Consider the following 26,545-nt stretch of genomic DNA (forward strand, 5'->3'; position numbering starts at 1 on the left):
CTAGCATCTTTGGCCATCTAGTTGCCTCCTTGAGTTGGCAGCACAATTTCTGTAAGCCTAGTGTGACCGGGCTGCGTGTGGTTGATACCAGACGGCCCCGTGACAGAATATGCCGCCGTCGGCCCGGCCCCTTGATGGGCCTCGTACAAGACGGTAGCCCCAAGGGCCCTTAAGGAGAATGAATGATGAAGCTGCACCATTTGCTGATGGGGACCGCCCTCGCGCTCATGCCGGCCGTTTCCGCGACGGCGCAGAACCTGCCGGAAGGCCCGTACATCGCTTCCCAGGTCGGTGTTGACTGGCTGCAGGACTCCAAGTTCCAGAACGCCACCACCACGAACAAGGTCGATACCAAGGAAGCCATCACGGCGACCCTGGGTGCTGGCTATCAGTTCGGCACGGGCCTGCGTCTGGGCATCGAAGGCGGGTACAATATCCACCAGACCGACAGCATCAAGGGCGGTCCGGTTGGCAACGCCATCGGCGACATGACCACCTTCACCCTGATGGGTGTGGTGCAGAAGGAATTCGACATCGGTTCGCCGTTCCGCCCCTATGTCGGCGCCGGCGTGGGCTGGGCCTGGGTGGATACGGACAATGTCGGTCCGCTGTTCACCGCTGCCAACTATTCGAACGCCCAGCAGGACAATTTCGCGTATCAGTTGAACGCTGGCGTGTCCTATGCGCTGACCAGCGATCTGGATCTGACGCTGGGTTATCGCTATCTGGCCGTTGACGACCTGAAGTTCAAGTCGGAATCCCCGACCTACAAGTCGGATTACAACAGCCACAGCGTGCTGATCGGTGTCCGCGCCGTGTTCGGCGCTGCCCCGATGAAGGCCGCTCCGGCTGCAACCACCGTGGTCGCCGCGCCGCCCCCGCCGCCGCCCGCTCCGGCTCCGGTTGCTGCGCCGGCCGCGCCGACCATCACCCGCAACTTCACGGTCTTCTTCGACTGGGATCGTTCGGTGCTGTCGGCTGATGCCCAGCAGGTTCTGCAGAACGTCGCTCGCGACGCCAAGGCCGGCAAGATCGTGCAGATCAGCATTGCCGGCCATGCCGACACGTCCGGTCCGGCCGACTATAACCAGAAGCTGTCGCAGCGTCGCGCCGAAGCCGTGCGCGAATATCTGGCCAGCCAGGGCCTGCCGGCCGCCCAGATCGCCGTCGAGGCGAAGGGCGAGACCGACCTGCTGGTCCCGACGGCCGACGGCGTGCGTGAGCCGTCGAACCGCCGCGCGGTCATCGTGTTCCCGTAATCCACCGGGCATGTCCGCCGGTCCCTCGGGACCGGCGGATCGTGGATATGCAAAGGGGCCGCCGGTCGAAGGACGGGCGGCCCCTTTTCTGTTCTATTCTTTCAATGCACGATCACGCCATGGGCGCGATGCCATGTTCCATGGCCCAGATCGCGGCCTGGGTCCGGTTTCCGGCATTGATCTTCCGCATCGCATTCTTGAAATGCATCTTCACCGTGGATTCGGTGATGGAGAGACGGCGTGCGATCGCCTTGTTGGAATGGCCGCTGATCACGCAGGCCAGAATCTGGGTTTCCCGCGGGGACAGATCGGCCCCGTCGCCATTGGCAATCGGTTCGGTGCCGGTTGTCACCGGTACCGGGGACTGCCCCATGGCCTGCGTCGCCGACACGGGGTAAACGGCCTGTCCCATCTGAATCAGCTTCACCGCCCGTAACACGGCGTTGAACGAGGCGCCCTTGGACACATGACCATGGGCGCCGGCCGACATGCTGCGCGTCAGGGCGGCCTGGCTGAGGTCGGAACTCAGCACCAGCAGCCGCGCGTCGGGCGCCAGGGCGCGCAGGCGGGTCAGCGGATCTGTATCCTCCTGCCGGTCCAGTCCCGCCGGATCGGTGATGATCAGGAAGGGTTCGATCCCGTCTTCCAGCAGGGCTTCCGCGGCATTCAGGGAGGGCAGGGGAGACTCCACCACCAGCCCTTCTTCTTCAAGCAGGGCGGCCAGAGCCGCGCTGAACAGCTGATCGTGGTCAACCAGCATCACAGAACCGGATGTCATCGCCCCTCACCCTTTCGGTCCAGCCAGTCCCCATCGCCGCCGATACTGAGTGCCGCGCATCCGACGGGAATTTTTCCCATGATTCCAAGCCATTTGGGCTTTTCGTTCGAATTTTAGTTAAAATACAATCAATCGCGCGAACTTCGAAGTAACCAACAAGGATAAATGCTTCGAAATTCGATCTAATTTCATAATAATTCCGTTCCCTTCAAGAATATAAACAGATTCTTGTCGAACTTACCAGAAGGAGGTTGCGATTGGACTTAATCCATACGAATATGAATGGAGAATTAATCAGACGGGCTGGGTGCCCACTAGCAGGAGGTCAGGATGACCATCGCTGTACGCCGCGCAGGCAGCCCGTTGCGTGTCGTGAACACTGACAGCTATGTGCGGTCCATGCCGTCAGGTGGCGATATCGCGATGTCGGCGCGGCGGCGCTGCTTCCTGGTCATCGATCCGCAGGCCCTGGTCCGCCATGGTCTGGCACTGACGCTTGCCTCCCTGCATGACGGGGCACAGACCTGGCAGGCAGGCACCCCGGCAGAGGCGCTGGCGCTGCTGGCGGGTGCCACCAGCATTCCCGATGTCGTGCTGATGGATGCCGACGGGCTGGGGTCCGAACGCATGACCGTCATTGCCGATTTCATGGGGCGGCTGCAGGGCGTGCCCGCGATCATCATGTCGTCGGCCTTTACGCCGGCAGAGACCCGCACGTTGCTGACGGCCGGGGTCACGGCCTGCCTGCTGAAAAGCGACCCCAGCGCCGTGCTGGCAGAGGCGGTGGGGCTGGCGCTGACCCGTGAAGGCTATGTGCAGATGCCCTATGCCATGCTGCAATCGGCGGCCCCGTCCCGGGCGGCGGAAGATGTGGCGGGTCAGGCCAGCGTTGCCCGCCTGACCAACCGTCAGCGCGATATCTTCAAGCTGTTGCTGTCCGGCTGCTCCAACAAGGAGATCGCGCGGCAGCTGGGCGTGCTGGAAGGCACCGTGAAGGTGCATGTGCGCGCCATGATGCAGAAGCTGGGCGCCCGCAACCGCACCCAGATCGCCATTCTGGCGGCCCGTACAGGCGTTCGCGCCGACTGATCACGCCTGCATGCCGCCGGTTGCGCCGGTATTGACATGGAAAAGGCCCGGCAGCCGTGCCGGGCCTTTTCCATTTGGGGCGGTTGTGGCCGTCAGGTCCCCGCAACCGTCATCCCGTCGATGCGCACGGTGGGCGCGTCGATGCCATAGCGCAGTTCCAGGTCACTGGCGGGCAGCATCCGGGGGAACATGTCCTTCAGATTGCCGGCAATGGTGATCTCGCTGACGGGATAGGCGATCTGCCCATTCTCGATCCAGAAGCCGGCAGCCCCGCGGGAATAATCGCCGGTGACGCCATTGACCCCCTGTCCCATCAGGGAAGTGACATAGAGACCCTGGCCGATATCGGCCATCAGTTCCTGCGCCGTCAGCGTGCCGGGGGCCAGGAAGACATTGGTCGGGCTGGGCATGGGCGGGCTGCCCGTGCCGCGCGCCGCATGGCCCGTCGGTGTCAGGCCCAGCTGGCGGCTGGACCTCAGATCCAGCAGCCAGGTGGTCAATACGCCATCATCGATCAGGTTGCGGCGCTGGTTCGGCAGCCCTTCCGCGTCGAACGGCTTCGACCGCAGGCCGCGGCGGATATGCGGGTCGTCCACGATTTGGATGCCGGACGCGAACACGGCCTGACCCAGGCGGTCCTTCAGAAAGCTGGTGCCGCGGGCAATGGCCGCCCCGGAGATGGCCCCCAGCAGGCTGCCGACCAGACCGCCGGAAACGCGCGGATCGAAGATCACGGGCACGGTCTGGCTTTTCACCTTGCGCGGGTTCAGCTTGGCCACCACCTTCTCGCCGGCGCTGCGGCCGATCTGTTCGGGGCTGCGCAGGTCGCTGCCATAGACGGTGGCGTGATAATCATAATCGCGTTCCATGCCCGTACCTTCCCCGGCGAGGACGGAGACGGACAGGGACCGGCGGGAGACGGCATAGCCGCCGGAGAAACCGTTGCTGGCCACCAAGGTGATGGCGCTGCGGCTCCAGCTGGCATCGGCACCGTCGGAATTGGTGACGCCAGCAACGGCGCGGGCTGCATCCTCCGTCGCGCGCGCGGCGTCGATCAGGTCATCCGCGGCGGGTTCGGCCGGGTCGCACAGGTCCAGATCGGCCCAGTTGTGGGTGATGGCGGCCGACTCCGCGATGCCACAGAACGGGTCTTCCGGTACGGCGCGCGCCATGGCGACGGCGCGCTCGGCCAGTTCGGCCAACATGCGTGGGCTGCGATCGGTGGAGGAGACGACGGCCATCCGCTTGCCGACAAAGACGCGCAGGCCCAGATCGCCCCCTTCGGACCGCTCCAGCCCTTCCGGCTTGCCCAGGCGGGTCGACAGCGACAGCGACGCCGCATCCACCAGCAGGGCGTCGGCCGCATCGGCGCCGGCACGCCGGGCGCGTTGGATCAGATCGTCCAGCAGATCGGCGGCGGCTTGGTCGAAAGGCGGCTTGCTCATTCCATGTCCCGGCTTCAGGGCCCGAACCGGGCCGACCCCTGACATCTAGCACCCGGCCATCGGTCGGGAAAAGGGCCAAAGCGCCCGGCGATGGTGGAGACCTGTGTTGTACGTGCAACAGGTACAAGGTCGTTACGGTTTGTCACCGTCGGCTTACAACTTAAATGTTTGGATGTTAAAGAGTTGCTTATATAGTCGCGCCATCGGGTATCGGGGCGATGCCCAGGGTCCATCCAGCCTGAGAGGAGGCCGAAAATGCGTAACGCAACGATTTCCAAGCACCGGGCCGCGGCGGTCCTGCAAGCCCTGGTCCTGGCCGGTCTGTTCCTGGTGGCGGCCCTGTCGGCCGGCGAGCAGGCGCATGCCGGTGGCGGTACCATGGCGCAGACCGTGGCGACCGCAGCTCCGAAGGGCTGATCCGCCATCAGGGCAGGGGCTGGAAAGGTGACGTATCGGTGTGGCTGGTGCTAGTCTGTCTCCAGACCATTCTACCGATTGTTGGGAACCGTTCCGCCCATGCCTTCCTTCGACATTGTTTCCAAGACCGATCTCGCCGAAGTGAACAACGCCGTGCAGGGTGTTGTTCGCGAGCTGCAGACGCGCTTCGACTTCAAAGGTTCCAAGTCCACGCTGGAACTGAAGGAGAAGGAAAACGAGATCCATATCCATACCGAAGACGCGACCAAGCTGGCGCAGCTTCAGGAAATGCTGAAGGCCTATTTTGTGCGCCGCAAGCTGGACCCCGGTTGCCTGGACTGGGGCAAGGAAGAGAATGCGGCCGGCGGTACCCTGCGCCAGACCATCAAGGTCAAGCAGGGGATCGAACAGGCGCTGTCCAAGCAGATCGTCAAGGCCCTGAAGGACAGCAAGATGAAGGTCCAGGCCGCCATCCAGGGCGATGAACTGCGTGTCAGCGGCAAGAAGCTGGACGATCTGCAGGCGGCGATCGCCCTGGTGAAGGGGCTGAAGATCGAACAGCCTTTGCAGTATAACAATTTCCGCGACTGATGCTCACGCCTTCCCGCCTGTCCGGTCCGGCACCTTGCCGCGCCGGCAGGCGTCGGAACAATGGCGCACCTCTTCCCATGCCCGCGCCTATTTGCGGCGCCAGACAAAAGGTCGGCCGCACTGGACACAGGTCTTTGTGGGCAGATCGGCCTTTTTCATCATCTTGGGCATGATCACAGGGTCCCCGGGGCGTACGGTCCGGTGATATGGCGCGGCCGCGTCAGACGGCCAGCCCCGCCCGTCGCCGACCCGCCAGGCCCGCCGCCAGCGTGCCCAGGCCCAATGCCGCCGCCAAGGTCAGGATGATCGGGCCGGCCACGGGCAGCAGCGACAAAAGTGCCGCCACCAGTGCGACCAGGGCGTAGCGGCGCAACAGTCCCGCCGCGTCGAACGGCACCGACGGGGGCCCCCGGCGCAGCCAGTCGGCCAGGACCAGCCCCGTGAAGGCCAGCCCCATGGGTGCTGCCAGCAGGTAAAGCCCCAGCAGCAACATGCCGACGGGAATGCCGACAAGGCTGATCATCAGCAGCAGGATGGCCGGCGGTGCCAGGATCAGCAAGGCCAGCCCGGCCGCCAGATGCAAGCCTGCCCGCCGGCCCATTTCCTGTCGGGCGCGCATCAGCTGGGCCGGCCACAGCCAGAGCACGGCCAGTCCCGGCAGGAACAGGGCCAAGGCGCGACCCAAGGTGCCGGGCACTGTCGGCCCCGCCGCTGTTTCGGCCCGGTGGTGGAAGCGCATGGTGCCGGACACCGAAACGCCGGCCGGCACTTCCATGGCGGTCGGGCCGGTGTGCCGGACATCCCCCAGGATGCGCGCACCGGGCAGCAGTTCCAGATTTTCGCTGTCCACTTCCAGATCACCGGCGATGGTGCCCGTCACCACCACATGGTCGCCCGACAGCTGGACGTCGCCGGCAACGTTGCCATCCAGCTGAATTTCCCCGCCGCTGATGACCAGATCACCTCCGACACGGGAGGTTCGGGCCAACCGCACCTCCGACCCGCTCAGCCGGGCGTCACCCGCCACCGTGCCCGCCAGATTGATGTCATAGCCAACCGCCAGCAGATCGCCGGCGACGGGTGCAGTCACATCCAGTTCCAGCGCGGCCAGGACCGCATCACCGGTCGCGGGGCCGTCAATGCGCATATTCAGGGCGGCGGCGATGATGTCGCCGTCGATGGCAGCCGACACGGTCAGGCCGTGGCCGGCGGCGATCAGGTCGTCGTCCAGCGGCTTGTCCACCCGGACATCGTTGCCCGACTGGAAGATCGCACCGGCCTGCGCTGGCGCCGACAGCGCCAGCAGAAGGGGAACGATCAGGAAATGCCGGGTCAACATCGTCAGGGAATCCTGTGAAACGGGCGACCCACCCATGCTCGCGCCATCCAGGCCGGGGGCCAAGGGCCACCGCCATGGCCGCGACACGGGGCCACCGTGATACATTTCGGTTACATATACGCATATGGGCTTGATCTGCCGCCGCTTCCACCGCACCTTGGCCGCCTATTGCAATGCAGCATGATGGTGGCTTCCATGGGATTGTTTGATCTGACCGGCAAGCGGGGGCTGATCATCGGCGTCGCCAACAGCGACAGCATCGCTTATGGCTGCGCCCAGGCCTTCCGGGAGCAGGGGGCCGATCTGGCCATCACCTATCTGAATGCCAAGGCTGAACCGTATGTGCGGCCGCTTGCCGAAGGACTGTCGGCGCCGCTGATCCTGCCCTGCGACGTTCGGGAGCCGGGGCAACTGGAGTCCGTGTTCGAGAAGGTCCAGGCCGAATGGGGCAAGCTGGACTTCCTGCTGCATTCCATCGCCTTCGCGCCGCGCGACGATCTGCATGCCCGCGTTGTGGACAGCACGCGTGACGGGTTCCTGATGGCCATGGACGTGTCGGTCCATTCCTTCATCCGCATGGCCAAGCTGGCCGAGCCGCTGATGACGGATGGCGGCTGCCTGATGAATGTCAGCTTCTATGGCTCCGAAAAGGTGGTCGAGCATTACAACGTGATGGGCCCGGTGAAGGCGGCGCTGGAGGCGGTGACCCGCTATCTGGCGGCCGAACTGGGGCCACAGGGCATCCGCGTCCATTCCCTGTCGCCGGGGCCGCTGAAGACGCGGGCTGCCAGCGGCATCGACCGCTTCGATGAATTGCTGGCGCGGGCCGCCGAGCGCGCACCCATCCGTCATCAGGTGACGATCCAGGATGTCGGCGCCTATGCCGCCTTCCTGGCGTCCGATGCGGCGAAGTCATTGACCGGCGGCGTCGAATATATCGACGGCGGCTATTCCATCGTCGGGTGATCCGGCCGAACCGACGCCAACGGGTCCAACGGCCACCGGTTCGGTGGCCGAAGGGCCACTGCGGCCGCATGCCGGGTCAGGCGCGCGTGCGGGGTGCCAATTTGCGCCAAGATATGGTATCAAGCCGCAGTTTCAGCCCATATATCTGAACGATACCATCGGTAAGGCGTCCCATGGCCGGTCATAGCCAATTCAAAAACATCATGCATCGCAAAGGCGCACAGGACGCCAAGCGGTCGAAGATCTTCAACAAGCTGGCGCGTGAAATCACGGTGGCCGCGAAGTCGGGCCTGCCCGACCCTGCCATGAATCCGCGCCTGCGTGCCGCCATCCAGGCCGCCCGCGCCCAGAACCTGCCCAAGGACCGCATCGACCGGGCCATCAAGCAGGGCATTCCCGGCGGCGCGGACGACACCAATTATGATGAAGTCCGCTACGAGGGTTACGGCCCCGGCGGCGTCGCCCTGATCGTCGAGGCGCTGACCGACAATCGCAACCGCACCGCGTCGGAAGTGCGCTCCGCTTTCACCAAGCATGGCGGGTCGCTGGGCGAGACGAACTCCGTCTCCTTCATGTTCAACCGCATCGGCCAGGTGACCTATCCGGCGGCCGTCGCGACCGCTGACGCCATGCTGGAAGCCGCCATCGAGGCGGGGGCGGAGGATGTGCAGTCCGACGAGCATGGTCACGCCATCATCACCGGCACCGATACGCTGGGCGAGGTGCGCGATGCGCTGGAAGCCAGGTTCGGCGCCCCGGAAAGTGCCAAGCTGACCTGGACGCCGCTGAATCTGGTGCCGGTGACGGCGGAGGATGCGGCCCAGACGCTGCTGAAGCTGCTGGACGTGCTGGAAGACAATGACGATGTCCAGACGGTCCTGGGCAATTTCGACATTCCGGCCGACCTGCTGGAAAAGCTGGGCTAAGCGGTGTAGCTGGGGCCGTGATGAATGGCCCCAGCAGGCCGGCGACTGCCGGCCCGGCACCCCATGGTGCCGTAAGCCAAGCCGCCGAATGGCGGCGCCCGGCGTTTGAGGGGGCGGTGTAGCGATGGCGGGTCCGGCACCTGTGCGCATCCTGGGGCTCGACCCCGGTCTTCGGCATCTGGGCTGGGGCGTCATCGATGCCGCCGGCAACCGGCTCAGCCATGTGGCCGATGGCACCATCCATACCGACAGCGGCGATGATCTGGCCCAGCGGCTGCTGGAACTGCATGAGGGCATCGCCGCGGTCATCGAACAATGGCAACCGGACGAGGCGGCGGTGGAAGAGACGCTGTCCAACGTCAACCCTGCCTCGACCCTGAAGCTGGGCATGGCGCGCGGCATCGCCCTGTTCAGCGCCGCCAAGGCCGGCCTGCCGGTGGAACAATATCTCCCCATGTTGGTGAAGAAATCGGTGGTCGGTACGGGCCATGCCGACAAGGTGCAGGTACAGCATATGGTCAAGATGCTGCTGCCGGGCTTTCAACGCTCCACCGCCGACGCGGCCGATGCCCTGGCCGTCGCCATCTGCCATGCCCATCACGCCCAGACGCGGCGCAAGGTGGACAACGCCATTCTGGGGATCCGGCGATAGAAGTTGCCGTTTTGTTCATGTGGTGTAGAATTCTTCCCCAGTAGGAAGAAAGGAGCCCGCCATGGCGCTCAACATCAAATCCCCGGAGGCGGAAAAGGATGTCCGCCGGCTGGCCGAACTGACGGGTGAGAGCCTGACGGAGGCCATGCACAAGGCTGTACGTGAGCGGCTGGAGCGGCTGTCGTCGGAAGAGGCGGCGCTGAAGGCGGCGCGTTGGGCCAGGGCCGACGAAATCATCCGCCGCATCCAGGCGATGCCCGTGCTGGACCCGCGCAGTCCCGATGAGATCATCGGCTTTAACGACCATGGCACGTTCGATTGAAATGCGGATCGTCCTGGATACTTCCGCCCTGGCTGCCTTCCTTTTCCGGGAGCCCGACGCCAACCATTATCTGGAGGCGATGCGTCGATCAGCCGGCATGGTGCTGTCGGCGCTGACCCTGTTCGAGGCACGAACCGTGTTGCAGGCCCGGAACCCCGCCGCCGTACGGGAATTGGACCAGTTGATGAATGTGCTGGGCATCGGCGTTTCGCCGTTTGACGAGCAGCAGGCGGAAACGGCCTTCAATGCCTATGGCCGCTTCGGCAAGGGGCAAGGTCATCCGGCCCAGTTGAACCTGTGCGACTGCGCGGCCTACGCGCTGGCCCGGACGTTGAACGCGCCCCTGCTGTTCAAGGGCCAGGATTTCATCCATACCGACATCATCGCGGCCCTGCCTTTGCTGGTGCCGGAAGCGGAGTTGCGCCAATGATCGCCAAATTGTCCGGGTTGCTGGACAGCACGGGCCTGGACTGGGCCATCATCGATGTCGGCGGCGTCGGCTATCTGATCTCCGCCTCCACCCGCACCCTGCGCCGGCTTGGCAGTCCTGGTGCCGCCGTCTCCGTCCATACCGACATGTGGGTGTCGGAGGACAAGATGGCCCTTTATGGCTTTGCCGATATCGGGGAGCGTGACTGGTTCCGCCTGCTGACCACGGTGCAGGGGGTGGGCGCGCGCGTGGCGCTGAACCTGCTGTCCGCCCTGTCGCCAGACCGGCTGACGGCCGCCATCGCCGCGCAGGACAAGACCAGCCTGTGCGAAGCCGATGGCGTGGGGCCCAAACTCGCCGCCCGAATTTTGAACGAATTGAAGGATAAGGTGGCGACGCTTGCCACCACGCCCGTGGCGGCAAGCCAAATCCAAAGCCCGGCGGCAGCGTCCGCCGGCGGCAATTCTGCGGTTGGTGATGCGGTGTCGGCCCTGGTCAATCTGGGATATAAGCGGATCGAGGCGTTCACGGCAGTGAACAAAGCCGCCCATGCCCTGGGTGAGGGGGCTGATGTGTCCGCCCTGATCCGGGCCGGGCTGAAGGAACTGAGCCAGTGAGCCGCGCGCCCAAGCCCAAGCCGGAGGCACCGACGCGACCCGAACGCATGGTCGAACAGGACCGGATCGGCGGTGACGCGTCGGCGGAAAATTCCATCCGCCCCCTGTCGCTGGCCGAATTCATCGGCCAGAAACAGGTGCGGGAGAATCTGGCCCTGTTCATCCAGGCCGCCAAGGGACGCGGCGAGGCGCTGGACCATGTGCTGCTGTTCGGGCCGCCGGGTCTGGGCAAGACGACACTGGCCCAGATCGTGGCCAAGGAGCTGAATGTCGGGTTTCGCGCCACCTCCGGCCCTGTCATTGCCCGGGCGGGCGATCTGGCGGCGCTGCTGACCAATTTGCAGCCCCATGACGTGCTGTTCATCGACGAAATCCACCGCCTGTCCCCGGCGGTGGAGGAAATCCTTTATCCCGCCATGGAGGATTTCCAGCTTGACCTGATTATCGGCGAAGGGCCGGCGGCGCGCAGCGTGCGCATCGACCTGCCGCCCTTCACCCTAGTGGGGGCCACGACGCGATCCGGTCTGATCACCCGCCCCTTGCGCGAACGGTTCGGCATTCCGCTGCGCATGCAGTTTTACGAACCGGAGGAATTGCAGCTCATCGTCAGCCGTGGGGCCCGCATCCTGGGCCTGGACCTGACGGACGAAGGGGCGCTGGAAGTGGCCCGCCGGTCGCGTGGCACGCCGCGCGTCGCCGGCCGCCTGCTGCGCCGGGTTCGCGACATCTGCGGCGTGCAGGGGCTGGATGTGGTGGATGCCACGGCCGCCGACCGGGCGCTGACCAGGCTGGAGGTTGACCGGCTGGGCTTCGACGCCATGGACCGCCGCTATCTCTCCTGCATCGCCGACCATTATGGCGGTGGGCCGGTGGGGGTGGAAACGTTGGGCGCGGCCCTGGGCGAACAGCGCGACGTGCTGGAAGAGACCATCGAGCCCTACCTGATCCAACAAGGATTGTTGCAGCGCACACCGCGCGGGCGCATGTTGACGGACACGGGCTATCGCTATCTGGGTCTGCCCGTGCCGGCCACGCCGGCGCGGCAACTGGACCTGCTGGGGGCGGCGGCGATAGCGGGGAAGGGAAGTGCGGTCGTGGCCGACCTGTTCGATGGGGATGCGGATGCCTGACAACACCATGCCGTCGGCGGGATGGTGGGAAGGGGACACCCACATATTCCCCTGCCGTGTCTATTACGAAGATACGGACGCCGGCGGCATCGTCTATCACGCCAATTACCTGCGGTTTGCCGAACGCGCGCGCAACGAGATGCTGCGTCTGGCGGGCTTTGCGCATGCCAGCATGGTGGCTGAAACCGGGGTCGCCTTCACCGTCCGCCGCTGCGGCATCGATTTTCGGCAACCCGCCCGTCTGGACGACGCGCTTGCAGTCGCGACGCGGATTGTCGATATCGGCGCCGCGACATTGGATATCGAACAGGATATACGCCGCAGCGCAGGGCTTCCCTGGGGCGGTGTGCCGGCTGTCACGGGGCCGCAGCCGCTGGTCAGCATCACGCTGCGACTGGCGGCCATCAACGCGCAAGGGCGCGCCGTGCGCGTACCGTCCGCCCTGCGGACGATCGTGGCAAATGGTTTCTCAAGGCAAGGTCAGGACTGAACCCGATGTTTCCCACCCTTCTGCAAGCGACCGCCCTGGGCGGTGCCGCCCCGGCGCATGAACTGACGGCGCTGGGCCTGTTCCTGCAGGCCGACTTCGTCGTGAAGCTGGTGATGCTGGGTCTGCTTGGCGCCTCGGTCTGGACCTGGGCCATCATCTTCAGCAAGGCGACGCGCCTGCGCCGGCTGAAGGCCGCCGCCGCCGGCTTCGAGGAGCAATTCTGGTCGGGCGGATCGCTGGACCAACTCTATGACCAGGTCGCCGCCGCCCCGGCCGATCCGTTTTCCGCCGTGTTCGCCGCCGGCATGCGCGAATGGCGCCATGCCAATGAACGCGGTCTGGCGACCACGGGCGCCATGCGCGCCAATCTGGCCCAGCGCATGGAACGCGTCATGTCGGTGACCGTGGGGCGTGAGATGGCGGAGACGGAACGCTATATGACCGTGCTGGCCTCGGTCGGTTCGGCCGGACCCTTCGTCGGGCTGTTCGGCACCGTGTGGGGCATCATGGGAGCGTTTACCAACATCGCCGCCCAGCAAAATACCTCGCTGGCGGTTGTGGCACCGGGTATCGCCGAAGCGCTGTTCGCCACGGCCATCGGTCTGGTCGCCGCCATTCCGGCCGTGCTGGCCTACAACTACTTCTCCTCGGAGATCGGCCGCTTCGGCGACCGGCTCGACTCATTTGTGACAGAATTCTCCGCGATCCTTCAGCGGCATCTTGAGGAGCGCGGCTGAAATGGGGGCAAGCCTTCCCGGCAAGCAGGGTGGACGCGGCCGGCGGCGGGGACGCCGCGCGGCCATGTCCGACATCAACGTGACGCCCTTTGTCGACGTCATGCTGGTGCTGCTGATCGTGTTCATGGTGGCCGCACCCCTGCTGACCGCCGGTATTCCCGTCAATCTGCCCAAGGGGGCCGCCCAGGCCCTGCAGTCGGAAGAGGACCCGCTGTGGGTCACCGTCACCGCTGACGGCCGCATCTCCTTCAAGGACAAGAAGGTCTTCGACAACGAGATGTTCACGCTGGCCGAATTGGGCCCGCGTCTGGCCGTGATCGCCGAACAGACGCCGGAGCGCAAGGTGCTGGTCCGCGGTGACCGCGAAGCGACATATGCCAGCATCGTCGACGTGCTGAGCGAGGCCCGCCGCGCCGGCCTGACGGAGGCCAAGCTGGTCATCGAATCCGACGGCCGCCGGTAAGGGGTGGGTACCACGCATCATGCGGACACCCCTGATCCTTTCCGGCATCCTGCATCTGGCGCTGATCATCCTGGCGCTGATCGGCCTTCCGCACCTGATCCGGGAGCGGGAGATCGTGCAGCTGCAGGAGGTCCCGGTCGATGTGGTGGAAATCGGGCCGATGACCATCGCCAAGCTGGCCGAGCCCAATCCCAAGCCGCAGCCCCCGCCGCCCAAGCCCACCCCGCCCAAGCCGCAGCCGCCCGAGCCGCCCAAGCAGGCGAAGGAAGAGCCGCCGCCCCCGCCGGAGGTGAAGTTGCCGGAACCGCCCAAGCAGGTGGCCGAGAAGCCGCCCGAGCCGAAGCCCGAGCCACCCAAGCCGGAACCCAAACCCGAACCGAAGCCGGAGCCGCCGAAGAAGGAGGAGCCGAAGCTTGAGCCCCTCAAGAAGGAGGAGCCCAAGCCGAAGCCGCCGGAGCCGAAGAAGGAAGAGCCCAAGCCGAAGCCGCCCGAGCCCAAGAAGGAGGAGCCGAAGAAGAGCTTCGACAGCGTCCTCAAGAATGTGGCCAAGCTGAAGCCGGATACGCCGCCCGCCAAGGACGCACCGAAGGATTCCACGCAACCTCCCTCGCCATCGCCGTCACCCGCGCCACTGGCCGCCCAGACGGGCGATCACCTGTCAATCAGCGAGGAGGACGCGCTGCGCCGCCAGATCCGCAATTGCTGGAACGTGCCGGTGGGGGCGAAAGGCGTGGAAAATATGCAGGCCGAGATCCGGGTCTTGTTCGATGCCAATCTGCGCGTCACAAATGTGCAGTATGTGTCGGGTACGGGTAATCCCAATACCGATCCGCATTTCCGGGCCTTCGTGGAATCCGCCTTACGGGCGCCGCTTTTGCCCGGCTGTAATACGTTGAACATCCCCCGCGAAAAATATGCGGACAAAGGGTCCATCCTGATGAAGTTCAGCCCGAAGGATATGTTCTGATGCAAGCCAACGCTCTTTTCTCCACGGGCGGCTGGCGGGTTGTCGGTCGCTTCGTCGCCATGGTGGCGGTGGTGCTGGCCGCCGGCTTTGCCGCACCGGCCCGCGCCGAGCTGGAGATCGACATCACGTCAGGCAATCCACAGCCGATTCCCATCGCGGTGACGAATTTCGCCGGCGATAATCCCAATGCCCAGCAGCTGGGCCAGAATATCGCCGGCGTCATTTCCGCCAACCTGGAACGGTCGGGTCTGTTCCGTCCGCTGGAACCCGCCAAGTTCGTGCAGACCCCCGACAGCCTGAAGGCCGGTGTGCGTTTTGCCGACTGGCGACTGATCCAGGCCCAGGGCCTGGTGACCGGTACCGTGACCCAGTCGCCCGACGGTCGCACCCGTATCGAATTCCGCCTTTTCGACGTGACGGCGGGCCAGCAGGTGACCGGTCTGGCCTATACGGTGCAGGCCGATGGCTGGCGGCGAGTCGCCCACATCATTTCCGACGCGATCTATAAGCGCGTGACGGGTGAGGAGGGCTATTTCGATACCCGCATCGTCTACATTGCCGAGTCCGGGCCTGCATTGCAGCGCGTTAAGCAGCTGGCGATCATGGACCAGGACGGGGAGAACCACCGGTTTCTGACCGATGGCCGCGTTCTGGTGCTGACCCCGCGTTTCTCGCCCAGCACCCAGGAAATTACATATCTGAGCTACTTCAACAACAAGCCTCGGGTTTACCTGTTCAATATCGATACGGGGCGCCAGGAAGTATTGGGTGACTTCCCGGGCATGACTTTCGCTCCCCGCTTCTCCCCCGACGGCAACAAGGTGATCATGTCGCTGGCCATGAATGGTAACAGCGATATCTATACTTTGGACCTGCGCACCCGTCGTCAGACGCAGTTGACCAACCATCCCGGCATCGATACCTCACCCAGTTTCGCGCCGGACGGAAGTAAAGTGGTGTTCGAAAGTGACCGTGGCGGCTCCCAGCAGCTGTATACGATGAATGCCGATGGCAGCGACGTTAAGCGGATTACTTTCGGGCAGGGCCGTTACGGCACGCCCGTCTGGTCTCCGCGCGGCGACCTTATCGCATTCACGCGTATTTACGGCGACAAGTTTTACATTGGTGTCATCCGACCGGATGGTACGGGGGAGCGCCTTTTGACAGAGGCGTACCATGTCGAAGGGCCTACCTGGGCACCAAATGGACGTGTCCTTATGTTCTTCAAGGAACGTCCTTCCGGACAGGGTGGGAAGCAGCGTCAGGCCAAGCTATACTCAATTGACTTGACAGGGTTCAATGAACGGCAGGTCTTGACGCCTACCGATGCTTCGGACCCCGCATGGTCACCCTTGATTCCGTGAGTGCGTCACACTAATTTCGCATCGCAAGAACAGCGCTCAAATCAGCCCGTCAGTAAGATCGTTTAAATGCGGCGGCTGCCGTGGTTCGCGCTGCTCGTGGGGCAAACCGTAATCCTATCCAAATCCAAGCTGAGTTCCACCTAGGGGGTCTCTCAAATGCGCTTCAAGATGTTCAGCCTCGTCGCGGTCGCCCTGCTGGCCACCGCCTGCTCCAGCAAGCCGGAACAGACCGCTACGGCCACCACCGGCGGCACCACCGCTCCGGTCGCCCAGCCGGCCAAGCCGACCGGCCCCGTCCCGGGTTCGGCTGAAGACTTCATCAAGAATGTTGGCGACCGCGTGTTCTTCGGCTTCGACAAGTCCGATCTGACGCCGGAAGCCACCGCCACGCTGGATCGCCAGGCCGCTTGGCTGAAGCAGTATCCGGCCGTGACGATCACCGTCGAAGGCCACGCTGACGAGCGCGGCACGCGCGAGTACAACCTGGCCCTGGGCGAGCGTCGCGCCGCTTCGGTCAAGAAGTACCTGACCGCTCTGGGCGTTGACGTCGCCCGCGTCCAGACCATCTCCTACGGCAAGGAGCGTCCGGCCGTCGTTGGTTCCAACGAAGCCGCCTGGACCCAGAACCGCCGTGGCGTGACCGTGATCAACTGATCACTGTCATCGACGGTTTCGGACTGAAGGTCTGATGGAAACGCCGCCCGGGCAACCGGGCGGCGTTTTCTTTTTCAGTCCCCGCGGCGCATGGGTCCGGCCGTGATTTCTTGATCCACAATCATGCGGGACCTGCTTGGACTCTTCCGCCTGCGATGCCGACGCGGTAGGGTCGCCTGCAAAGCCCCGAACCGTTCCAACCGCTGGTCCGCGATGAACCGTCTTTCTAGCCTTCGTACGCCGATCCCGCGCCGCCGCCTCGCCGCGGTCGCCACCATTGCCCTGCTGGCGCTCACCGGAGCCGCGCCCGCTTTGGGGCAGTCCGACACGCGCGAGCTGGTCAACCGCCTGCAAAGGCTGGAAAACGATGTGCAGACCTTGAACCGGGAAGTGTTCCGGGGCGGGGCCGGCAATGCCGGGCGGCCGTCGTCGGGATCGCCGCCGGCCATGTCCGGCAACATCGCCGCCGATTTCGAGGTGCGCCTGCAGCGGCTGGAAGCCGACATGCAGGCACTCACGGGCCGTTACGAGGAGGCGGCCTATCAGGTGACGCAACTGCGCGAGCAGCTGGCCAAGAGTCAGGCCGACCTGGAATTCCGCCTGAACCGGCTGGAACAGGGTCAGGCCGGCGGCCTGTCGGCGACGCCAGCATCCGCCGCACCTGCCACTGCGGAAGCGGGCAAGGCGGCCGCCCCGGCCCCCGGCCAGCCGGCCCCGCACACGGCGGAGCCTGCGGCCCCCGCGCCGACGGCCAATTCCCTGCCGTCTGGAAATGACCAGACGCAGTATGAATATGCCTTCAACCTGCTGCGTCAGGCCGATTATGCGGCCGCGGAGAAGGCCTTCAGCCAGTTCCTGAGCGTCAATCCGACCAGCACCCTGGCCGGCAACGCCCAATATTGGCTGGGCGAGACCCTGTATGTGCGTGGCAAGTACAAGGAGGCGGCCGTCGCCTTTGCCGAGGGCTATCAGAAATATCCCAAGAGCAACAAGGCGCCCGACAGCCTGCTGAAGCTGGCCCTGGCCCTGTCGGCCATGAAGGCCAATGAAGATTCCTGCGCGGCGTTGGGTGAACTGGGCAAGCGTTACAAGGATACGGCCTCGCCCGCCATTATGCGCCGCGCCGACGCCGAGAAGAACCGGCTGAAGTGCAAGTGACGGGCCCCGTCGGGCCGGTCGGCTTCGACCGGCTGATGGCGGCGGTAGGGCCGTTCGAGTCGGTCCCCCATATCGCCCTGGGCGTGTCCGGCGGGGCCGACAGCATGGCGCTGGCCGTGCTGTTGGCCGATTGGCGGGGCCGTCGCGGGGGCCGTCTGCTGGCGCTGACCGTCGATCATGGCCTGCGTGCCGAAAGTGGCGCGGAGGCGGCGCGGGTCGCCGGCTGGATGGCGGCGCGGCGGATCGAACACCGCATCCTGCCCTGGCTGGGGCCGAAGCCCGCAACCGGCATCCAGACCGGGGCTCGGCACGCGCGCCTGCGCCTGCTGGCCGATGCCGCGGCCAGTGAGGGCATTCTGCATCTGGCCCTGGCCCATCATGCCGACGACCAGGCGGAAACCCACCGCCTGCGCGCAGAACGGTCCAGCGGCGCCGAGGGATTGGCCGGCATGCCCGCCATCCGCGAGATGGAGTGGGGCCGTCTGATCCGTCCGCTGCTGCCCGTGGGCAAGGATCGGCTGATGGCCACCTGCCGCGCTGCGGGTCAGGAATGGATCGAGGACCCATCCAACCGCAATCCTGCCTTTGCCCGGGCCCGACTGCGCCTGGACGATGGCGTGGGGCCGGGCGACGCGACGGCGGCGCTGACGGCGGCCCGGGCCCGCGCAGACGCCGATGACGCCGCGGCCGACATTATCGCCCGGCATGTCCGTTTCCAGGCCGAGGGCTGGGCGCTGATCGACCTCGCCCTGCTGGATCGCCCGCTGCCGGTCGCGGCCCGGCTGGTTGCAACCCTGCTGCGCGCCGTCGGCGGTGCTGCCTATCCGCCGTCGCCGGGTGCGGTTGCCGATCTGACATCGGGGTTGCAGGCCCGGCCTGATCAGGGGCGTACCTTGGGCGGCTGTCGGTTCACGCCCGTGGCGGGTGGCTGGCAGCTGCTGCGGGAAGCGCGCAACCTGCAAGGACCGGTGACGGTGACCGGCGGTGGCGCGCCGGCCATCTGGGATGGGCGATTCCGTGTGGCGGTGGAACGGGCTGGCCGCTTCACAGTTGCGGCGCTGGATGATCGGCGCTGGCGGCAGGCTCTGGCGGATCGGCCCGATCTGGCACGGCGGCCATTGCCGGCTTCCGTGCGGCACGGTCTGCCGGTCCTGCTTTGCGACGACCGTCTTATATCCATCCCGCATCTGGACTATCGCGCGTCGGGAACCGATGATCCGGGCGTGCATATGGTGCCATTGGTATCGGTTCCGGCAGTTCCCGCACGGTTCGCTGTTGTCAGCGCCGCGGATGACATTATCTAATGGAGGAAGTCCCCTTCCGTTCGATGCGCCATCCCCCCGGGATCGGCAGCCCAGACGGCGGGGTGCGGTCGATGAAAGGTCAGGGCTGTGAATAATTTCGGTAAGAATCTGGCGCTGTGGCTGGTGATTGGGGTGCTGTTGATCGCCCTTTTCAACCTGTTCCAGACCTCCTCCACCCGCTCCAACCAGTCCGGCATGGCCTATAGCGACCTGCTGGCCGAGGTGGATCGCGGTGCCGTGTCGGCTGTGACCATCAAGGGCGACCAGATCTCCGGCACCACCAATGATGGCCGCGCCTTCACGACGACGGCGCCGCCGGGTTCCAACGTCGCCGACCGTCTGGTCGACAAGAATGTGCGCGTGGCCGTGGTGGCGGAAGATAACAGCCCCACCCTGTTCAGCATCCTGCTGAGCTGGTTCCCCATGCTGCTGCTGATCGGCGTCTGGGTCTTCTTCATGCGCCAGATGCAGTCGGGCGGCGGCAAGGCCATGGGCTTTGGCAAGTCCCGGGCTCGGCTGCTGACCGAAAAGGTGGGCCGCGTCACCTTCGATGATGTGGCCGGCATCGACGAGGCCAAGCAGGAGTTGGAGGAGGTCGTCGACTTCCTGAAGGACCCGCAGAAGTTCCAGCGCCTGGGCGGCAAGATCCCCAAGGGCGTGCTGCTGGTGGGGCCGCCGGGTACCGGCAAGACCCTGACGGCCCGCGCCGTGGCCGGTGAGGCCAACGTGCCCTTCTTCACCATCTCCGGTTCCGACTTTGTGGAGATGTTCGTCGGCGTGGGCGCGTCCCGCGTCCGCGACATGTTCGAACAGGGCAAGAAGAACGCGCCCTGCATCATCTTCATCGATGAAATCGATGCCGTCGGCCGTCATCGCGGTGCCGGCCTGGGCGGTGGCAATGATGAACGTGAGCAGACGCTGAACCAGCTTCTGGTCGAAATGGACGGGTTCGAGGCGAATGAGGGCGTGATCCTGATCGCCGCCACCAACCGCCCCGACGTTCTGGACCCCGCCCTGCTGCGTCCCGGCCGCTTCGACCGCCAGGTCGTGGTGCCCAACCCCGACGTGCTGGGTCGCGAGAAGATTCTGAAGGTCCATATGCGCAAAGTGCCGCTGGCCCCCGATGTGGACCCCAAGGTGATTGCGCGCGGTACACCCGGCTTCTCCGGTGCCGATCTGGCCAATCTGGTGAACGAGGCGGCGCTGCTGGCCGCCCGTGGCGGCAAACGAGTCGTTGGCATGGCCGATTTCGAGAACGCCAAGGACAAGGTCATGATGGGTGCCGAGCGCCGGTCCATGGTCATGTCGGAGCGGGAGAAGAAGCTGACCGCCTATCACGAGGCCGGCCATGCGCTGGTGTCGCTGTGGGTGCCGGAATATGACCCGCTGCACAAGGTCACCATCATCCCGCGCGGCCGCGCCCTGGGTGTGACCATGAATCTGCCGGAACGCGACCGCACCAACTATACCAAGCGCGAGATGGAATCGCGTCTGGCCGTGCTGTTCGGTGGTCGCGTGGCCGAGGAGATCATCTTCGGGCCGGAGAACGTAACCACCGGTGCCGCCAGCGACATCCAGCAGGCCACCCGCTGGGCCCGCGCCATGGTGGCCGAGTATGGCATGTCCGATAAGTTGGGCCGTGTCCGCTACAACGCCAACGAACAGGAGGTGTTCCTGGGCCATTCGGTGGCGCAGCAGCAGAACATTTCCGAAGCGACGGCGCAGTTGATCGATGAGGAGATCCGCCGTCTGATCGAAGAGGGCGAGAGCATGGCCCGCAAGCTGCTGACCGAAAATCTGGACGATCTGCACAAGGTGTCGGAAGCGCTGCTGGAATTCGAAACCCTGTCGGGTGACGAGGTGAAGGCCATCCTGCGCGGTGAGCAGGTGGTGCGCAGCGATCCGCCGGCCCCGCGCCCGCAATCGCCCGCCGAACCGCCGAAATCCACGGGCCGCCGGTCGTCGGTTCCCACCTCCGGCAAGGATGGGATCGAGCCCGAGCCGCAGCCGGGGCTGTAAGCCGCGCCATGCCGCGTTGAGTATCAGGCCCCCGGTGCGAAAGTACCGGGGGTTTGTCATTCATGCCCATCCACCAAGACAGGCACCGGCCCCCAAATGCTTCGTCCTCTCGCGCTTCTTTCCGGCCCTGCCGCCCGCACCGCCATTGCCAACGGTGCAGCGCGTCCTTTGGCCGGTGGCCCCCTGGCCTTCGCCCTGGTTGAAAGCGGGGAGGGCGTTCGGCCGGCATCGTCGCTTCCCCATGCCCACCCGCTGATCGCGCCCCGCGCGCCGTGGGCCGGGTTCGACCTGTCGCGGCCGGTGATCATGGGCATTGTCAATGTCACGCCCGACAGTTTTTCCGACGGGGGCGACCATGATCATGCGGAGGCGGCCATTGCCCATGGACGGCGCCTGCTGGCCGAAGGGGCCGACATTCTGGATATCGGCGGCGAGTCGACGCGGCCGGGGGCGGACCCGGTGCCGGAGGAGATCGAGATCGCCCGCGTCGTGCCGGTCATCCGTGCGCTGGCGGCCGAAGGGGCCGTGATCTCCATCGATACCCGCCATGCCGCCGTGATGAGGGCGGCCGCGGTGGCGGGGGCGAGCATCATCAATGACGTCACCGCCCTGACCGGCGATCCGGACAGCTTGGCTGTTGCGGCCGCCACGGGCCTTCCCGTCGTGCTGATGCATATCAAGGGGGAGCCGCAGACCATGCAGGATGCTCCCCGCTATGATGACGTGACGGTGGAGGTTTTTGACTGGCTGGCGGCGCGGATCGATGCGGCTGTCGCGGCCGGTATCGCGCGGGAAAAGATCGCCATTGATCCGGGCATCGGATTCGGCAAGGACCTGGACCATAATGTCGATCTGCTGGCCCGCACGGGGGTGCTGCATGGGCTGGGCTGTCCGCTGCTGATCGGGGTCAGCCGCAAGCGCTTTATTGCCGGCCTGTCGAAGGGGGAGGCGCCCAGGGATCGGGTGCCGGGTTCCCTGGCGACGGCGCTGCATACGCTGGGGCAGGGGGCGCAGATCCTGCGGGTCCATGATGTGGCGGCCACGGCGCAGGCGGTGGCCGTGTGGCAGGCCCTGCAATCGGCCTGAGAAGGGGGCCCGCCGCGGGATTGTTGCATTGCCGGCCGGGCCGTACCCCATGCTATAAAAGCGGCAGAGAACAGTCCCCAAAGCACGGAATCCCAGATCAATGTCGCGTAAATTGTTCGGCACGGATGGCATCCGCGGCACCGCCAATACCGAGCCGATGACGGCCGAAACCGCGTTGAAGGCCGCGATGGCGGCCGCTTTGCATTTCCGGCGCGGGGATCACCGCCATACCGTCGTCATCGCCAAGGATACGCGCCTGTCCGGCTATATGCTGGAACCGGCGCTGACGGCGGGCTTCATCTCCATGGGTCTGGATGTGATCCTGGTCGGGCCGCTGCCGACACCGGCTGTCGCGATGCTGACCCGGTCCATGCGCGCCGACCTGGGCGTCATGCTGTCGGCCAGCCATAATCCGTTCCAGGATAACGGCATCAAGCTGTTCGGCCCCGACGGCTACAAGCTGTCGGATGAGTTCGAGGCGGAGATCGAGGCGCGCATGGCGCTGCCCTTTGCCCCCGATCTGGCCGCCCCCCGCGATCTGGGCCGGGCCCAGCGGATGGAGGACGCGTCCGGCCGTTATATCGAGGTGGTGAAAAGCAGCTTCCCGCGCGCCCTGCGCCTGGACGGCATGAAGATCGTTGTCGATTGCGCCCATGGGGCCGCCTACAAGGTGGCGCCGCGCGTGCTGTATGAACTGGGCGCGGAGGTCGTCACCCTGTTCAACCAGCCCAACGGCTTCAACATCAACGACAAGTGCGGGGCTACGTCGCCGGCCGCCATGCGTGCCGCCGTGGTGGAACACAAGGCCGACCTGGGCATTGCGCTTGACGGGGATGCCGACCGCCTGATCCTGGCCGACGAGACGGGGACGCAGATCGACGGCGACCAGATCATGGCCCTGATCGGGCAGAGCTGGGCCGAAAGCGGCCGGCTGCGCGGGGGTGGGGTGGTCGCCACCGTCATGTCCAACATGGGCATGGAACTGCACCTGAAGAAGCTGGGCCTGACGCTGGCCCGCACGTCGGTGGGCGACCGCTATGTGGTCGAACATATGCGCGAGCATGGGTTCAATGTCGGCGGCGAACAGTCGGGCCATGTCGTGCTGTCGGATTTTGCCACCACGGGCGACGGGCTGCTGGCCGCGTTGCAGGTGCTGGCCTGCATCCGCCAGTCCGGCCGGCCGGCATCGGAAGTGCTGCGCGTGTTCAAGCCGCTGCCGCAGCTTCTGAAGAATGTCCGCTACGATGCCGGCGGCGGCGTCCGTCCCCTGGAGGTGGACAGCGTCAAGGCCGCCATCAAGGCGGGAGAGGCGAAGTTGGCCGAGGCCGGCCGCGTGCTGATTCGCAAATCGGGCACGGAACCGCTGATCCGCGTCATGGCGGAGGGGGAGGATGAGTCCCTGGTGGCCCATGTCGTGGACGATATCTGCGAGGCCGTGCGTGTGGCCACCCGCGCCATGGCCGCGGAATAAGGGGGGGACCAGCCATGCAGGGACGCGTCCTCATTATTGCCGGATCGGATTCGGGCGGCGGGGCCGGCATCCAGGCCGATATCAAGGCGGTGACGGCCCTGAAGGGCTATGCCATGACCGCCATCACGGCCCTGACGGCCCAGGATACCAACGGGGTGCATGGCGTGCTGCCCGTGCCCATCCCGTTCCTGGTGCAGCAGATGCAACTGGTGCTGGCCGATATCGGGGCCGATGCCGTGAAGATCGGCATGCTGGCCACCGCCGACATCATCAATGCCGTGGCCGACACGCTGGTCGCCAGCGCGCCTGACGTGGCCCTGGTCGTCGATCCCGTCATGGTGGCCAAGGGCGGGCACCGGCTGCTGGATGAAAGCTCCATCGGGGCGCTGATCCGCCGCCTGCTGCCGCTGGCCGCCATCGTCACGCCCAACGTGCCGGAGGCCGAGGCGATGACGGGGATCGAGATCGTCACGGTCGACGACATGCGCCGTGCCGCCCGCGTGCTGCTGGGCTATGGTGCCCAGGCCGTGCTGATGAAGGGCGGGCATATGGAAGGGCCCGTGCTGACCGATCTGCTGGTCACGCCGCAGGGCGAGCATGCCTTCAACGGCGAGCGGGTGATGACGCGCCATACGCACGGCACGGGCTGCACCCTGTCATCCGCCATCGCTACCGGTCTGGCCCAGGGGCTGGACGTGGTGGCGGCGGTGGCGCGCGCCCGCCGCTATGTCGAAATCGCCATCCGCACAGCCCCCGGCTATGGCCACGGCCATGGCCCCCTGAACCACGCCCACACTGTCGAGGATTTTCGATGAGCGGCTTTGATCCCAAGCTTCTGGCCGCCTATCAGCAGACCAGCTACGTCGCGCTGGACGGCAAGCGCACGGCCACGGCCCGCATCATGGTCGACGGCAAGGAAATGGATGCCCTGCTGGAGAATCGGGGTGCTGCCGAGGTGGTGTTCGTCACCGCCTGGAACCCGCGAAGCAAGCCGGCCAGTGCTGCCGCCAACGATGCCGCCCATGCCCGCCTGACCGACATCCTGGAGGATGAGGATCTGGACTATGTGCCGGCCGAGCTGCGCCCGGCGACCAAGGACTGGCCGGTGGAGAAGGGGGTCGCCATCTTCGATCTGGCCCCGTTCGACGCGCTGCAACTGGCGGAGATGCTGGGACAGTTTGCCATTGTCTGGCAGGGGCACGGGCAGCCGGCGCAATTGCTGTTCACCCGGTTGGCCGTCGGCTGATCCCATGCCCTACACGGCGCAGGAGATGCGCGAGCGGGTGCTGTACGAGGATGATCGCGTCATCATCATCGACAAGCCATACGGATTGCCGGTTCATTTCGGAACCAGAACGACGGATCACCTTGAGCTTTATCTGCCCCTGATCCAGGGCGACCGGCCGGAGCCGCCGCGTCTGGCCCACCGCCTGGACAAGGATACGGCCGGTTGCCTGGTCCTGGCCCGCGATGTGGAAGCCGCCGCCCGGCTGGGCGCCATGTTCCTGGATGGGCGGGTGCGCAAGACCTATTGGGCCGTGGTTCTGGGCAGGCCGAAGGCGGAGACAGGTGTGATTGATCTGCCTCTGGAGAAGGTCTGGGTGCCCGGCACGTCGAAAATGGTGCTGGATGTGGCGGCCAAGCCGGCTTTGACCCGCTGGAGAAGGCTGGGTTCAGCCCATGGGCTGTCGCTGCTGGATCTGTACCCGCGTACGGGCCGCATGCACCAGCTGCGGGCGCATTGCGCCTATATGGCCATGCCCATCCTGGGCGACCCGATCTATGGCGCGGAGATGCCGCCGCCCGCGCCGCTGCACCTGCTGGCGCGGACCATCCGCTTTCCCAGCCTAGATGGTTCCGGGTCCGAAATAACTGCCACCGCCCCGCCGCCACCGCACATGGCGGTGACGTTGCGGGCATGCGGCCTCGATCCTCACTCGTAATTCGGGATTTCTTCCATCTGTTCCACGTCGGGCTTGCCGTCGCGGATCCAGCCGTCGCGGCGCTGGCGGTAGAGCGAGCGCATGGAGGCGTAATAGTCGAAGCTGTTGCGCTTGATATCGTCGATCGCCTCAATGTACTCCGCCCGCGTATCCAGAGCCGTCAGGCCGGCACGGGTGTAGTTGAACCAGTCGCGATCGGTGTTGGAGGCGTAGTTCGACACCGGATCGGCCATGAACTCACCTGCCAACCCGGTCGCATCGCGCAGCGACGACGAGCCCAGCAGCGGCAGCACCAGATACGGCCCTTCCGGCACGCCCCAGACGGCCAGCGTCTGATCCAGGCTTTCATATTCGTAGGGCATGCCCTTGTCGGCAGCCACGTCGATCAGACCGCCCAGGCCAATGGTGCTGTTGATCAGGAACCGCCGGAACACATTGCCGGCCCCGTGCCAGTCGCCCTGAAGCAACTGGTTCGTCAAGTCCAGGGGCGAACGCAGGTTGCGCAGCACATTGCGCACGCCCTTTTGCGCCGGGGTGGGCAGCACGGTTCGATAGACCTTGGCTGCCGGCTTGATCAGGACGATGTCCACGCCTTCATTGAACCAGAAGATGCCGCGGTTGATGGGCTCCAGCGGGTCGTTCACATCCTCCGCCGGGCCGGCGGCGACCTGCGCTTCCGCCTGGTCCTGCTGGGCCGCAGCCGGCATTACCACCAGGGCGGTTCCCAGCAGGGCGGCAAAAGCCGTGTGGCGCAGCAGTTGATCGACGGGCAGGCGGGACATGGCAAGGGCCTCGGCGGGTGCATCGGACGGAATACGGGCGAACCCTGTTCATGTAGGGCGCAACCCGCTGCGGCAAAGTGATAACAGTCACAGCAGATGATGCCATTGCCAACGATGCATTTCGTCTATCCCCAGATGGATGGGCA

Annotated in this window: 29 protein-coding genes and 1 pseudogene; 25 read left to right on the forward strand and 5 right to left on the reverse strand. The window is 65.5% G+C overall.

The genetic code is table 11. From position 1 onward, the window contains the following. The first annotated feature begins 182 nt into the window (after positions 1–182). Positions 183–1,259 carry an OmpA family protein gene (locus ACODTW_RS09900; protein ID WP_488945815.1) on the forward strand — a complete coding sequence of 359 codons (1,077 nt, stop codon included), beginning with the start codon at positions 183–185 and terminating at the stop codon, positions 1,257–1,259. Positions 1,260–1,371: 112 nt separating this feature from the next. Here the strand turns inward: ACODTW_RS09900 and ACODTW_RS09905 are convergent, their stop codons facing one another. After that, positions 1,372–2,037 carry a LuxR C-terminal-related transcriptional regulator gene (locus ACODTW_RS09905; protein WP_488945816.1) on the reverse strand — a complete coding sequence of 222 codons (666 nt, stop codon included), beginning with the start codon at positions 2,035–2,037 and terminating at the stop codon, positions 1,372–1,374. Positions 2,038–2,367: 330 nt separating this feature from the next. Here ACODTW_RS09905 and ACODTW_RS09910 point away from each other — a divergent pair, with 330 nt between their 5' ends. Beyond that, positions 2,368–3,126: a LuxR C-terminal-related transcriptional regulator gene (locus ACODTW_RS09910; protein ID WP_488945818.1), complete on the forward strand. Its 759-nt coding sequence runs from the start codon at positions 2,368–2,370 to the stop codon at positions 3,124–3,126. A 92-nt stretch (positions 3,127–3,218) separates the two neighbouring features. Here the strand turns inward: ACODTW_RS09910 and ACODTW_RS09915 are convergent, their stop codons facing one another. Then, on the reverse strand, positions 3,219–4,571 hold the full coding sequence (locus tag ACODTW_RS09915) for a TldD/PmbA family protein (protein ID WP_488945819.1): 1,353 nt from the start codon (positions 4,569–4,571) through the stop codon (positions 3,219–3,221). A 255-nt stretch (positions 4,572–4,826) separates the two neighbouring features. Between ACODTW_RS09915 and ACODTW_RS09920 the strand changes: the two genes are divergently transcribed. Both ACODTW_RS09920 and ACODTW_RS09925 read left to right on the forward strand, forming a co-directional pair. After that, entirely contained in the window at positions 4,827–4,988 is a 162-nt protein-coding gene (locus ACODTW_RS09920; RefSeq protein ID WP_488945820.1) for a hypothetical protein, read from the forward strand. Positions 4,989–5,087: 99 nt separating this feature from the next. Continuing rightward, positions 5,088–5,579 (forward strand): YajQ family cyclic di-GMP-binding protein, encoded by a 492-nt coding sequence (locus ACODTW_RS09925; RefSeq protein ID WP_488945821.1) that lies wholly within the window; start codon positions 5,088–5,090, stop codon positions 5,577–5,579. Positions 5,580–5,582: 3 nt separating this feature from the next. On the opposite strand, the pseudogene ACODTW_RS09930 reads toward ACODTW_RS09925, so the two are convergent. Next, positions 5,583–5,750: pseudogene (locus ACODTW_RS09930) on the reverse strand (DUF2256 domain-containing protein). Positions 5,751–5,799: 49 nt separating this feature from the next. After that, the gene (locus ACODTW_RS09935; protein WP_488945822.1) at positions 5,800–6,918 is read right to left on the reverse strand and encodes a bactofilin family protein; all 1,119 of its coding nucleotides are present in this window, start codon (positions 6,916–6,918) and stop codon (positions 5,800–5,802) included. 195 nt (positions 6,919–7,113) lie between these two features. Between ACODTW_RS09935 and fabI the strand changes: the two genes are divergently transcribed. From fabI to ACODTW_RS10040, 21 genes are all read left to right on the forward strand, one after another. Beyond that, positions 7,114–7,884, forward strand: coding sequence for an enoyl-ACP reductase FabI (gene fabI, locus ACODTW_RS09940; protein ID WP_488945824.1), 771 nt, complete (start codon positions 7,114–7,116; stop codon positions 7,882–7,884). Positions 7,885–8,057: 173 nt separating this feature from the next. Continuing rightward, positions 8,058–8,810: a YebC/PmpR family DNA-binding transcriptional regulator gene (locus tag ACODTW_RS09945; protein WP_488945825.1), complete on the forward strand. Its 753-nt coding sequence runs from the start codon at positions 8,058–8,060 to the stop codon at positions 8,808–8,810. 124 nt (positions 8,811–8,934) lie between these two features. Beyond that, positions 8,935–9,462, forward strand: coding sequence for a crossover junction endodeoxyribonuclease RuvC (gene ruvC, locus ACODTW_RS09950; RefSeq protein WP_488945826.1), 528 nt, complete (start codon positions 8,935–8,937; stop codon positions 9,460–9,462). Between the two features lie 61 nt (positions 9,463–9,523). After that, positions 9,524–9,784, forward strand: a complete 261-nt coding sequence (locus ACODTW_RS09955) for a type II toxin-antitoxin system VapB family antitoxin (RefSeq protein ID WP_488945827.1) — start codon at positions 9,524–9,526, stop codon at positions 9,782–9,784. Further along, entirely contained in the window at positions 9,768–10,214 is a 447-nt protein-coding gene (locus ACODTW_RS09960; protein ID WP_488945828.1) for a type II toxin-antitoxin system VapC family toxin, read from the forward strand. Before ACODTW_RS09955 ends, ACODTW_RS09960 begins: the two co-directional genes overlap by 17 nt. Beyond that, positions 10,211–10,831 carry a Holliday junction branch migration protein RuvA gene (ruvA, locus tag ACODTW_RS09965; protein ID WP_488945829.1) on the forward strand — a complete coding sequence of 207 codons (621 nt, stop codon included), beginning with the start codon at positions 10,211–10,213 and terminating at the stop codon, positions 10,829–10,831. The genes ACODTW_RS09960 and ruvA overlap by 4 nt, the downstream gene beginning before the upstream one ends. Positions 10,832–10,878: 47 nt before the next feature. Continuing rightward, on the forward strand, positions 10,879–11,961 hold the full coding sequence (gene ruvB, locus ACODTW_RS09970) for a Holliday junction branch migration DNA helicase RuvB (protein ID WP_488945988.1): 1,083 nt from the start codon (positions 10,879–10,881) through the stop codon (positions 11,959–11,961). Next, positions 11,954–12,451, forward strand: coding sequence for a YbgC/FadM family acyl-CoA thioesterase (locus ACODTW_RS09975; protein ID WP_488945830.1), 498 nt, complete (start codon positions 11,954–11,956; stop codon positions 12,449–12,451). Before ruvB ends, ACODTW_RS09975 begins: the two co-directional genes overlap by 8 nt. Positions 12,452–12,456: 5 nt before the next feature. Further along, positions 12,457–13,188: a protein TolQ gene (gene tolQ, locus ACODTW_RS09980; RefSeq protein ID WP_488945831.1), complete on the forward strand. Its 732-nt coding sequence runs from the start codon at positions 12,457–12,459 to the stop codon at positions 13,186–13,188. A 64-nt stretch (positions 13,189–13,252) separates the two neighbouring features. Further along, positions 13,253–13,651 (forward strand): ExbD/TolR family protein, encoded by a 399-nt coding sequence (locus ACODTW_RS09985; protein ID WP_488945832.1) that lies wholly within the window; start codon positions 13,253–13,255, stop codon positions 13,649–13,651. A gap of 19 nt (positions 13,652–13,670) precedes the next feature. Beyond that, positions 13,671–14,618 carry an energy transducer TonB gene (locus ACODTW_RS09990; protein WP_488945833.1) on the forward strand — a complete coding sequence of 316 codons (948 nt, stop codon included), beginning with the start codon at positions 13,671–13,673 and terminating at the stop codon, positions 14,616–14,618. After that, on the forward strand, positions 14,618–15,982 hold the full coding sequence (gene tolB / locus ACODTW_RS09995; RefSeq protein ID WP_488945834.1) for a Tol-Pal system beta propeller repeat protein TolB: 1,365 nt from the start codon (positions 14,618–14,620) through the stop codon (positions 15,980–15,982). The genes ACODTW_RS09990 and tolB overlap by 1 nt, the downstream gene beginning before the upstream one ends. 156 nt (positions 15,983–16,138) lie before the next feature. Continuing rightward, on the forward strand, positions 16,139–16,636 hold the full coding sequence (gene pal / locus ACODTW_RS10000; RefSeq protein WP_488945835.1) for a peptidoglycan-associated lipoprotein Pal: 498 nt from the start codon (positions 16,139–16,141) through the stop codon (positions 16,634–16,636). A 213-nt stretch (positions 16,637–16,849) separates the two neighbouring features. Beyond that, positions 16,850–17,794 carry a tol-pal system protein YbgF gene (ybgF, locus tag ACODTW_RS10005; RefSeq protein WP_488945836.1) on the forward strand — a complete coding sequence of 315 codons (945 nt, stop codon included), beginning with the start codon at positions 16,850–16,852 and terminating at the stop codon, positions 17,792–17,794. Next, positions 17,791–19,098 carry a tRNA lysidine(34) synthetase TilS gene (gene tilS, locus ACODTW_RS10010; protein ID WP_488945837.1) on the forward strand — a complete coding sequence of 436 codons (1,308 nt, stop codon included), beginning with the start codon at positions 17,791–17,793 and terminating at the stop codon, positions 19,096–19,098. Before ybgF ends, tilS begins: the two co-directional genes overlap by 4 nt. 87 nt (positions 19,099–19,185) lie before the next feature. After that, positions 19,186–21,117: an ATP-dependent zinc metalloprotease FtsH gene (gene ftsH, locus ACODTW_RS10015; protein ID WP_488945838.1), complete on the forward strand. Its 1,932-nt coding sequence runs from the start codon at positions 19,186–19,188 to the stop codon at positions 21,115–21,117. A gap of 96 nt (positions 21,118–21,213) precedes the next feature. Further along, positions 21,214–22,203 carry a dihydropteroate synthase gene (gene folP / locus ACODTW_RS10020; RefSeq protein WP_488945839.1) on the forward strand — a complete coding sequence of 330 codons (990 nt, stop codon included), beginning with the start codon at positions 21,214–21,216 and terminating at the stop codon, positions 22,201–22,203. A 100-nt stretch (positions 22,204–22,303) separates the two neighbouring features. After that, positions 22,304–23,674 (forward strand): phosphoglucosamine mutase, encoded by a 1,371-nt coding sequence (glmM, locus tag ACODTW_RS10025; protein WP_488945840.1) that lies wholly within the window; start codon positions 22,304–22,306, stop codon positions 23,672–23,674. Positions 23,675–23,688: 14 nt separating this feature from the next. Next, entirely contained in the window at positions 23,689–24,489 is an 801-nt protein-coding gene (gene thiD / locus ACODTW_RS10030) for a bifunctional hydroxymethylpyrimidine kinase/phosphomethylpyrimidine kinase (protein ID WP_488945841.1), read from the forward strand. Then, entirely contained in the window at positions 24,486–24,920 is a 435-nt protein-coding gene (locus ACODTW_RS10035; protein WP_488945842.1) for a DUF3293 domain-containing protein, read from the forward strand. Before thiD ends, ACODTW_RS10035 begins: the two co-directional genes overlap by 4 nt. A gap of 4 nt (positions 24,921–24,924) precedes the next feature. Then, the gene (locus ACODTW_RS10040) at positions 24,925–25,617 is read left to right on the forward strand and encodes an RluA family pseudouridine synthase (protein WP_488945843.1); all 693 of its coding nucleotides are present in this window, start codon (positions 24,925–24,927) and stop codon (positions 25,615–25,617) included. Here ACODTW_RS10040 and ACODTW_RS10045 read toward each other — a convergent pair. Continuing rightward, on the reverse strand, positions 25,608–26,399 hold the full coding sequence (locus ACODTW_RS10045) for an MlaA family lipoprotein (protein WP_488945844.1): 792 nt from the start codon (positions 26,397–26,399) through the stop codon (positions 25,608–25,610). The two genes, ACODTW_RS10040 and ACODTW_RS10045, sit on opposite strands and share 10 nt — an antisense overlap. Positions 26,400–26,545 lie beyond the last annotated feature (146 nt).

This window comes from Niveispirillum sp. FG148 (assembly GCF_057809655.1).

What these genes read in the sequence shown, in the direction of transcription:
- ACODTW_RS10040 (WP_488945843.1), top strand. Translation starts at nt 24,925, where the DNA reads ATGCCCTACACGGCGCAGGAGATGCGCGAGCGGGTGCTGTACGAGGAT.
- ACODTW_RS09985 (WP_488945832.1), top strand. Translation starts at nt 13,253, where the DNA reads ATGTCCGACATCAACGTGACGCCCTTTGTCGACGTCATGCTGGTGCTG.
- ybgF (WP_488945836.1), top strand. Translation starts at nt 16,850, where the DNA reads ATGAACCGTCTTTCTAGCCTTCGTACGCCGATCCCGCGCCGCCGCCTC.
- ruvC (WP_488945826.1), top strand. Translation starts at nt 8,935, where the DNA reads ATGGCGGGTCCGGCACCTGTGCGCATCCTGGGGCTCGACCCCGGTCTT.
- ruvA (WP_488945829.1), top strand. Translation starts at nt 10,211, where the DNA reads ATGATCGCCAAATTGTCCGGGTTGCTGGACAGCACGGGCCTGGACTGG.
- ACODTW_RS09920 (WP_488945820.1), top strand. Translation starts at nt 4,827, where the DNA reads ATGCGTAACGCAACGATTTCCAAGCACCGGGCCGCGGCGGTCCTGCAA.
- fabI (WP_488945824.1), top strand. Translation starts at nt 7,114, where the DNA reads ATGGGATTGTTTGATCTGACCGGCAAGCGGGGGCTGATCATCGGCGTC.
- tolQ (WP_488945831.1), top strand. Translation starts at nt 12,457, where the DNA reads ATGTTTCCCACCCTTCTGCAAGCGACCGCCCTGGGCGGTGCCGCCCCG.
- ACODTW_RS10035 (WP_488945842.1), top strand. Translation starts at nt 24,486, where the DNA reads ATGAGCGGCTTTGATCCCAAGCTTCTGGCCGCCTATCAGCAGACCAGC.
- ACODTW_RS09915 (WP_488945819.1), bottom strand. Translation starts at nt 4,571, where the DNA reads ATGAGCAAGCCGCCTTTCGACCAAGCCGCCGCCGATCTGCTGGACGAT.
- ACODTW_RS09925 (WP_488945821.1), top strand. Translation starts at nt 5,088, where the DNA reads ATGCCTTCCTTCGACATTGTTTCCAAGACCGATCTCGCCGAAGTGAAC.
- ACODTW_RS10045 (WP_488945844.1), bottom strand. Translation starts at nt 26,399, where the DNA reads ATGTCCCGCCTGCCCGTCGATCAACTGCTGCGCCACACGGCTTTTGCC.
- thiD (WP_488945841.1), top strand. Translation starts at nt 23,689, where the DNA reads ATGCAGGGACGCGTCCTCATTATTGCCGGATCGGATTCGGGCGGCGGG.
- ruvB (WP_488945988.1), top strand. Translation starts at nt 10,879, where the DNA reads ATGGTCGAACAGGACCGGATCGGCGGTGACGCGTCGGCGGAAAATTCC.
- ACODTW_RS09990 (WP_488945833.1), top strand. Translation starts at nt 13,671, where the DNA reads ATGCGGACACCCCTGATCCTTTCCGGCATCCTGCATCTGGCGCTGATC.
- ACODTW_RS09960 (WP_488945828.1), top strand. Translation starts at nt 9,768, where the DNA reads ATGGCACGTTCGATTGAAATGCGGATCGTCCTGGATACTTCCGCCCTG.
- ACODTW_RS09945 (WP_488945825.1), top strand. Translation starts at nt 8,058, where the DNA reads ATGGCCGGTCATAGCCAATTCAAAAACATCATGCATCGCAAAGGCGCA.
- ACODTW_RS09935 (WP_488945822.1), bottom strand. Translation starts at nt 6,918, where the DNA reads ATGTTGACCCGGCATTTCCTGATCGTTCCCCTTCTGCTGGCGCTGTCG.
- glmM (WP_488945840.1), top strand. Translation starts at nt 22,304, where the DNA reads ATGTCGCGTAAATTGTTCGGCACGGATGGCATCCGCGGCACCGCCAAT.
- ACODTW_RS09955 (WP_488945827.1), top strand. Translation starts at nt 9,524, where the DNA reads ATGGCGCTCAACATCAAATCCCCGGAGGCGGAAAAGGATGTCCGCCGG.
- ACODTW_RS09900 (WP_488945815.1), top strand. Translation starts at nt 183, where the DNA reads ATGATGAAGCTGCACCATTTGCTGATGGGGACCGCCCTCGCGCTCATG.
- ACODTW_RS09975 (WP_488945830.1), top strand. Translation starts at nt 11,954, where the DNA reads ATGCCTGACAACACCATGCCGTCGGCGGGATGGTGGGAAGGGGACACC.
- pal (WP_488945835.1), top strand. Translation starts at nt 16,139, where the DNA reads ATGCGCTTCAAGATGTTCAGCCTCGTCGCGGTCGCCCTGCTGGCCACC.
- ACODTW_RS09905 (WP_488945816.1), bottom strand. Translation starts at nt 2,037, where the DNA reads ATGACATCCGGTTCTGTGATGCTGGTTGACCACGATCAGCTGTTCAGC.
- tolB (WP_488945834.1), top strand. Translation starts at nt 14,618, where the DNA reads ATGCAAGCCAACGCTCTTTTCTCCACGGGCGGCTGGCGGGTTGTCGGT.
- folP (WP_488945839.1), top strand. Translation starts at nt 21,214, where the DNA reads ATGCTTCGTCCTCTCGCGCTTCTTTCCGGCCCTGCCGCCCGCACCGCC.
- ACODTW_RS09910 (WP_488945818.1), top strand. Translation starts at nt 2,368, where the DNA reads ATGACCATCGCTGTACGCCGCGCAGGCAGCCCGTTGCGTGTCGTGAAC.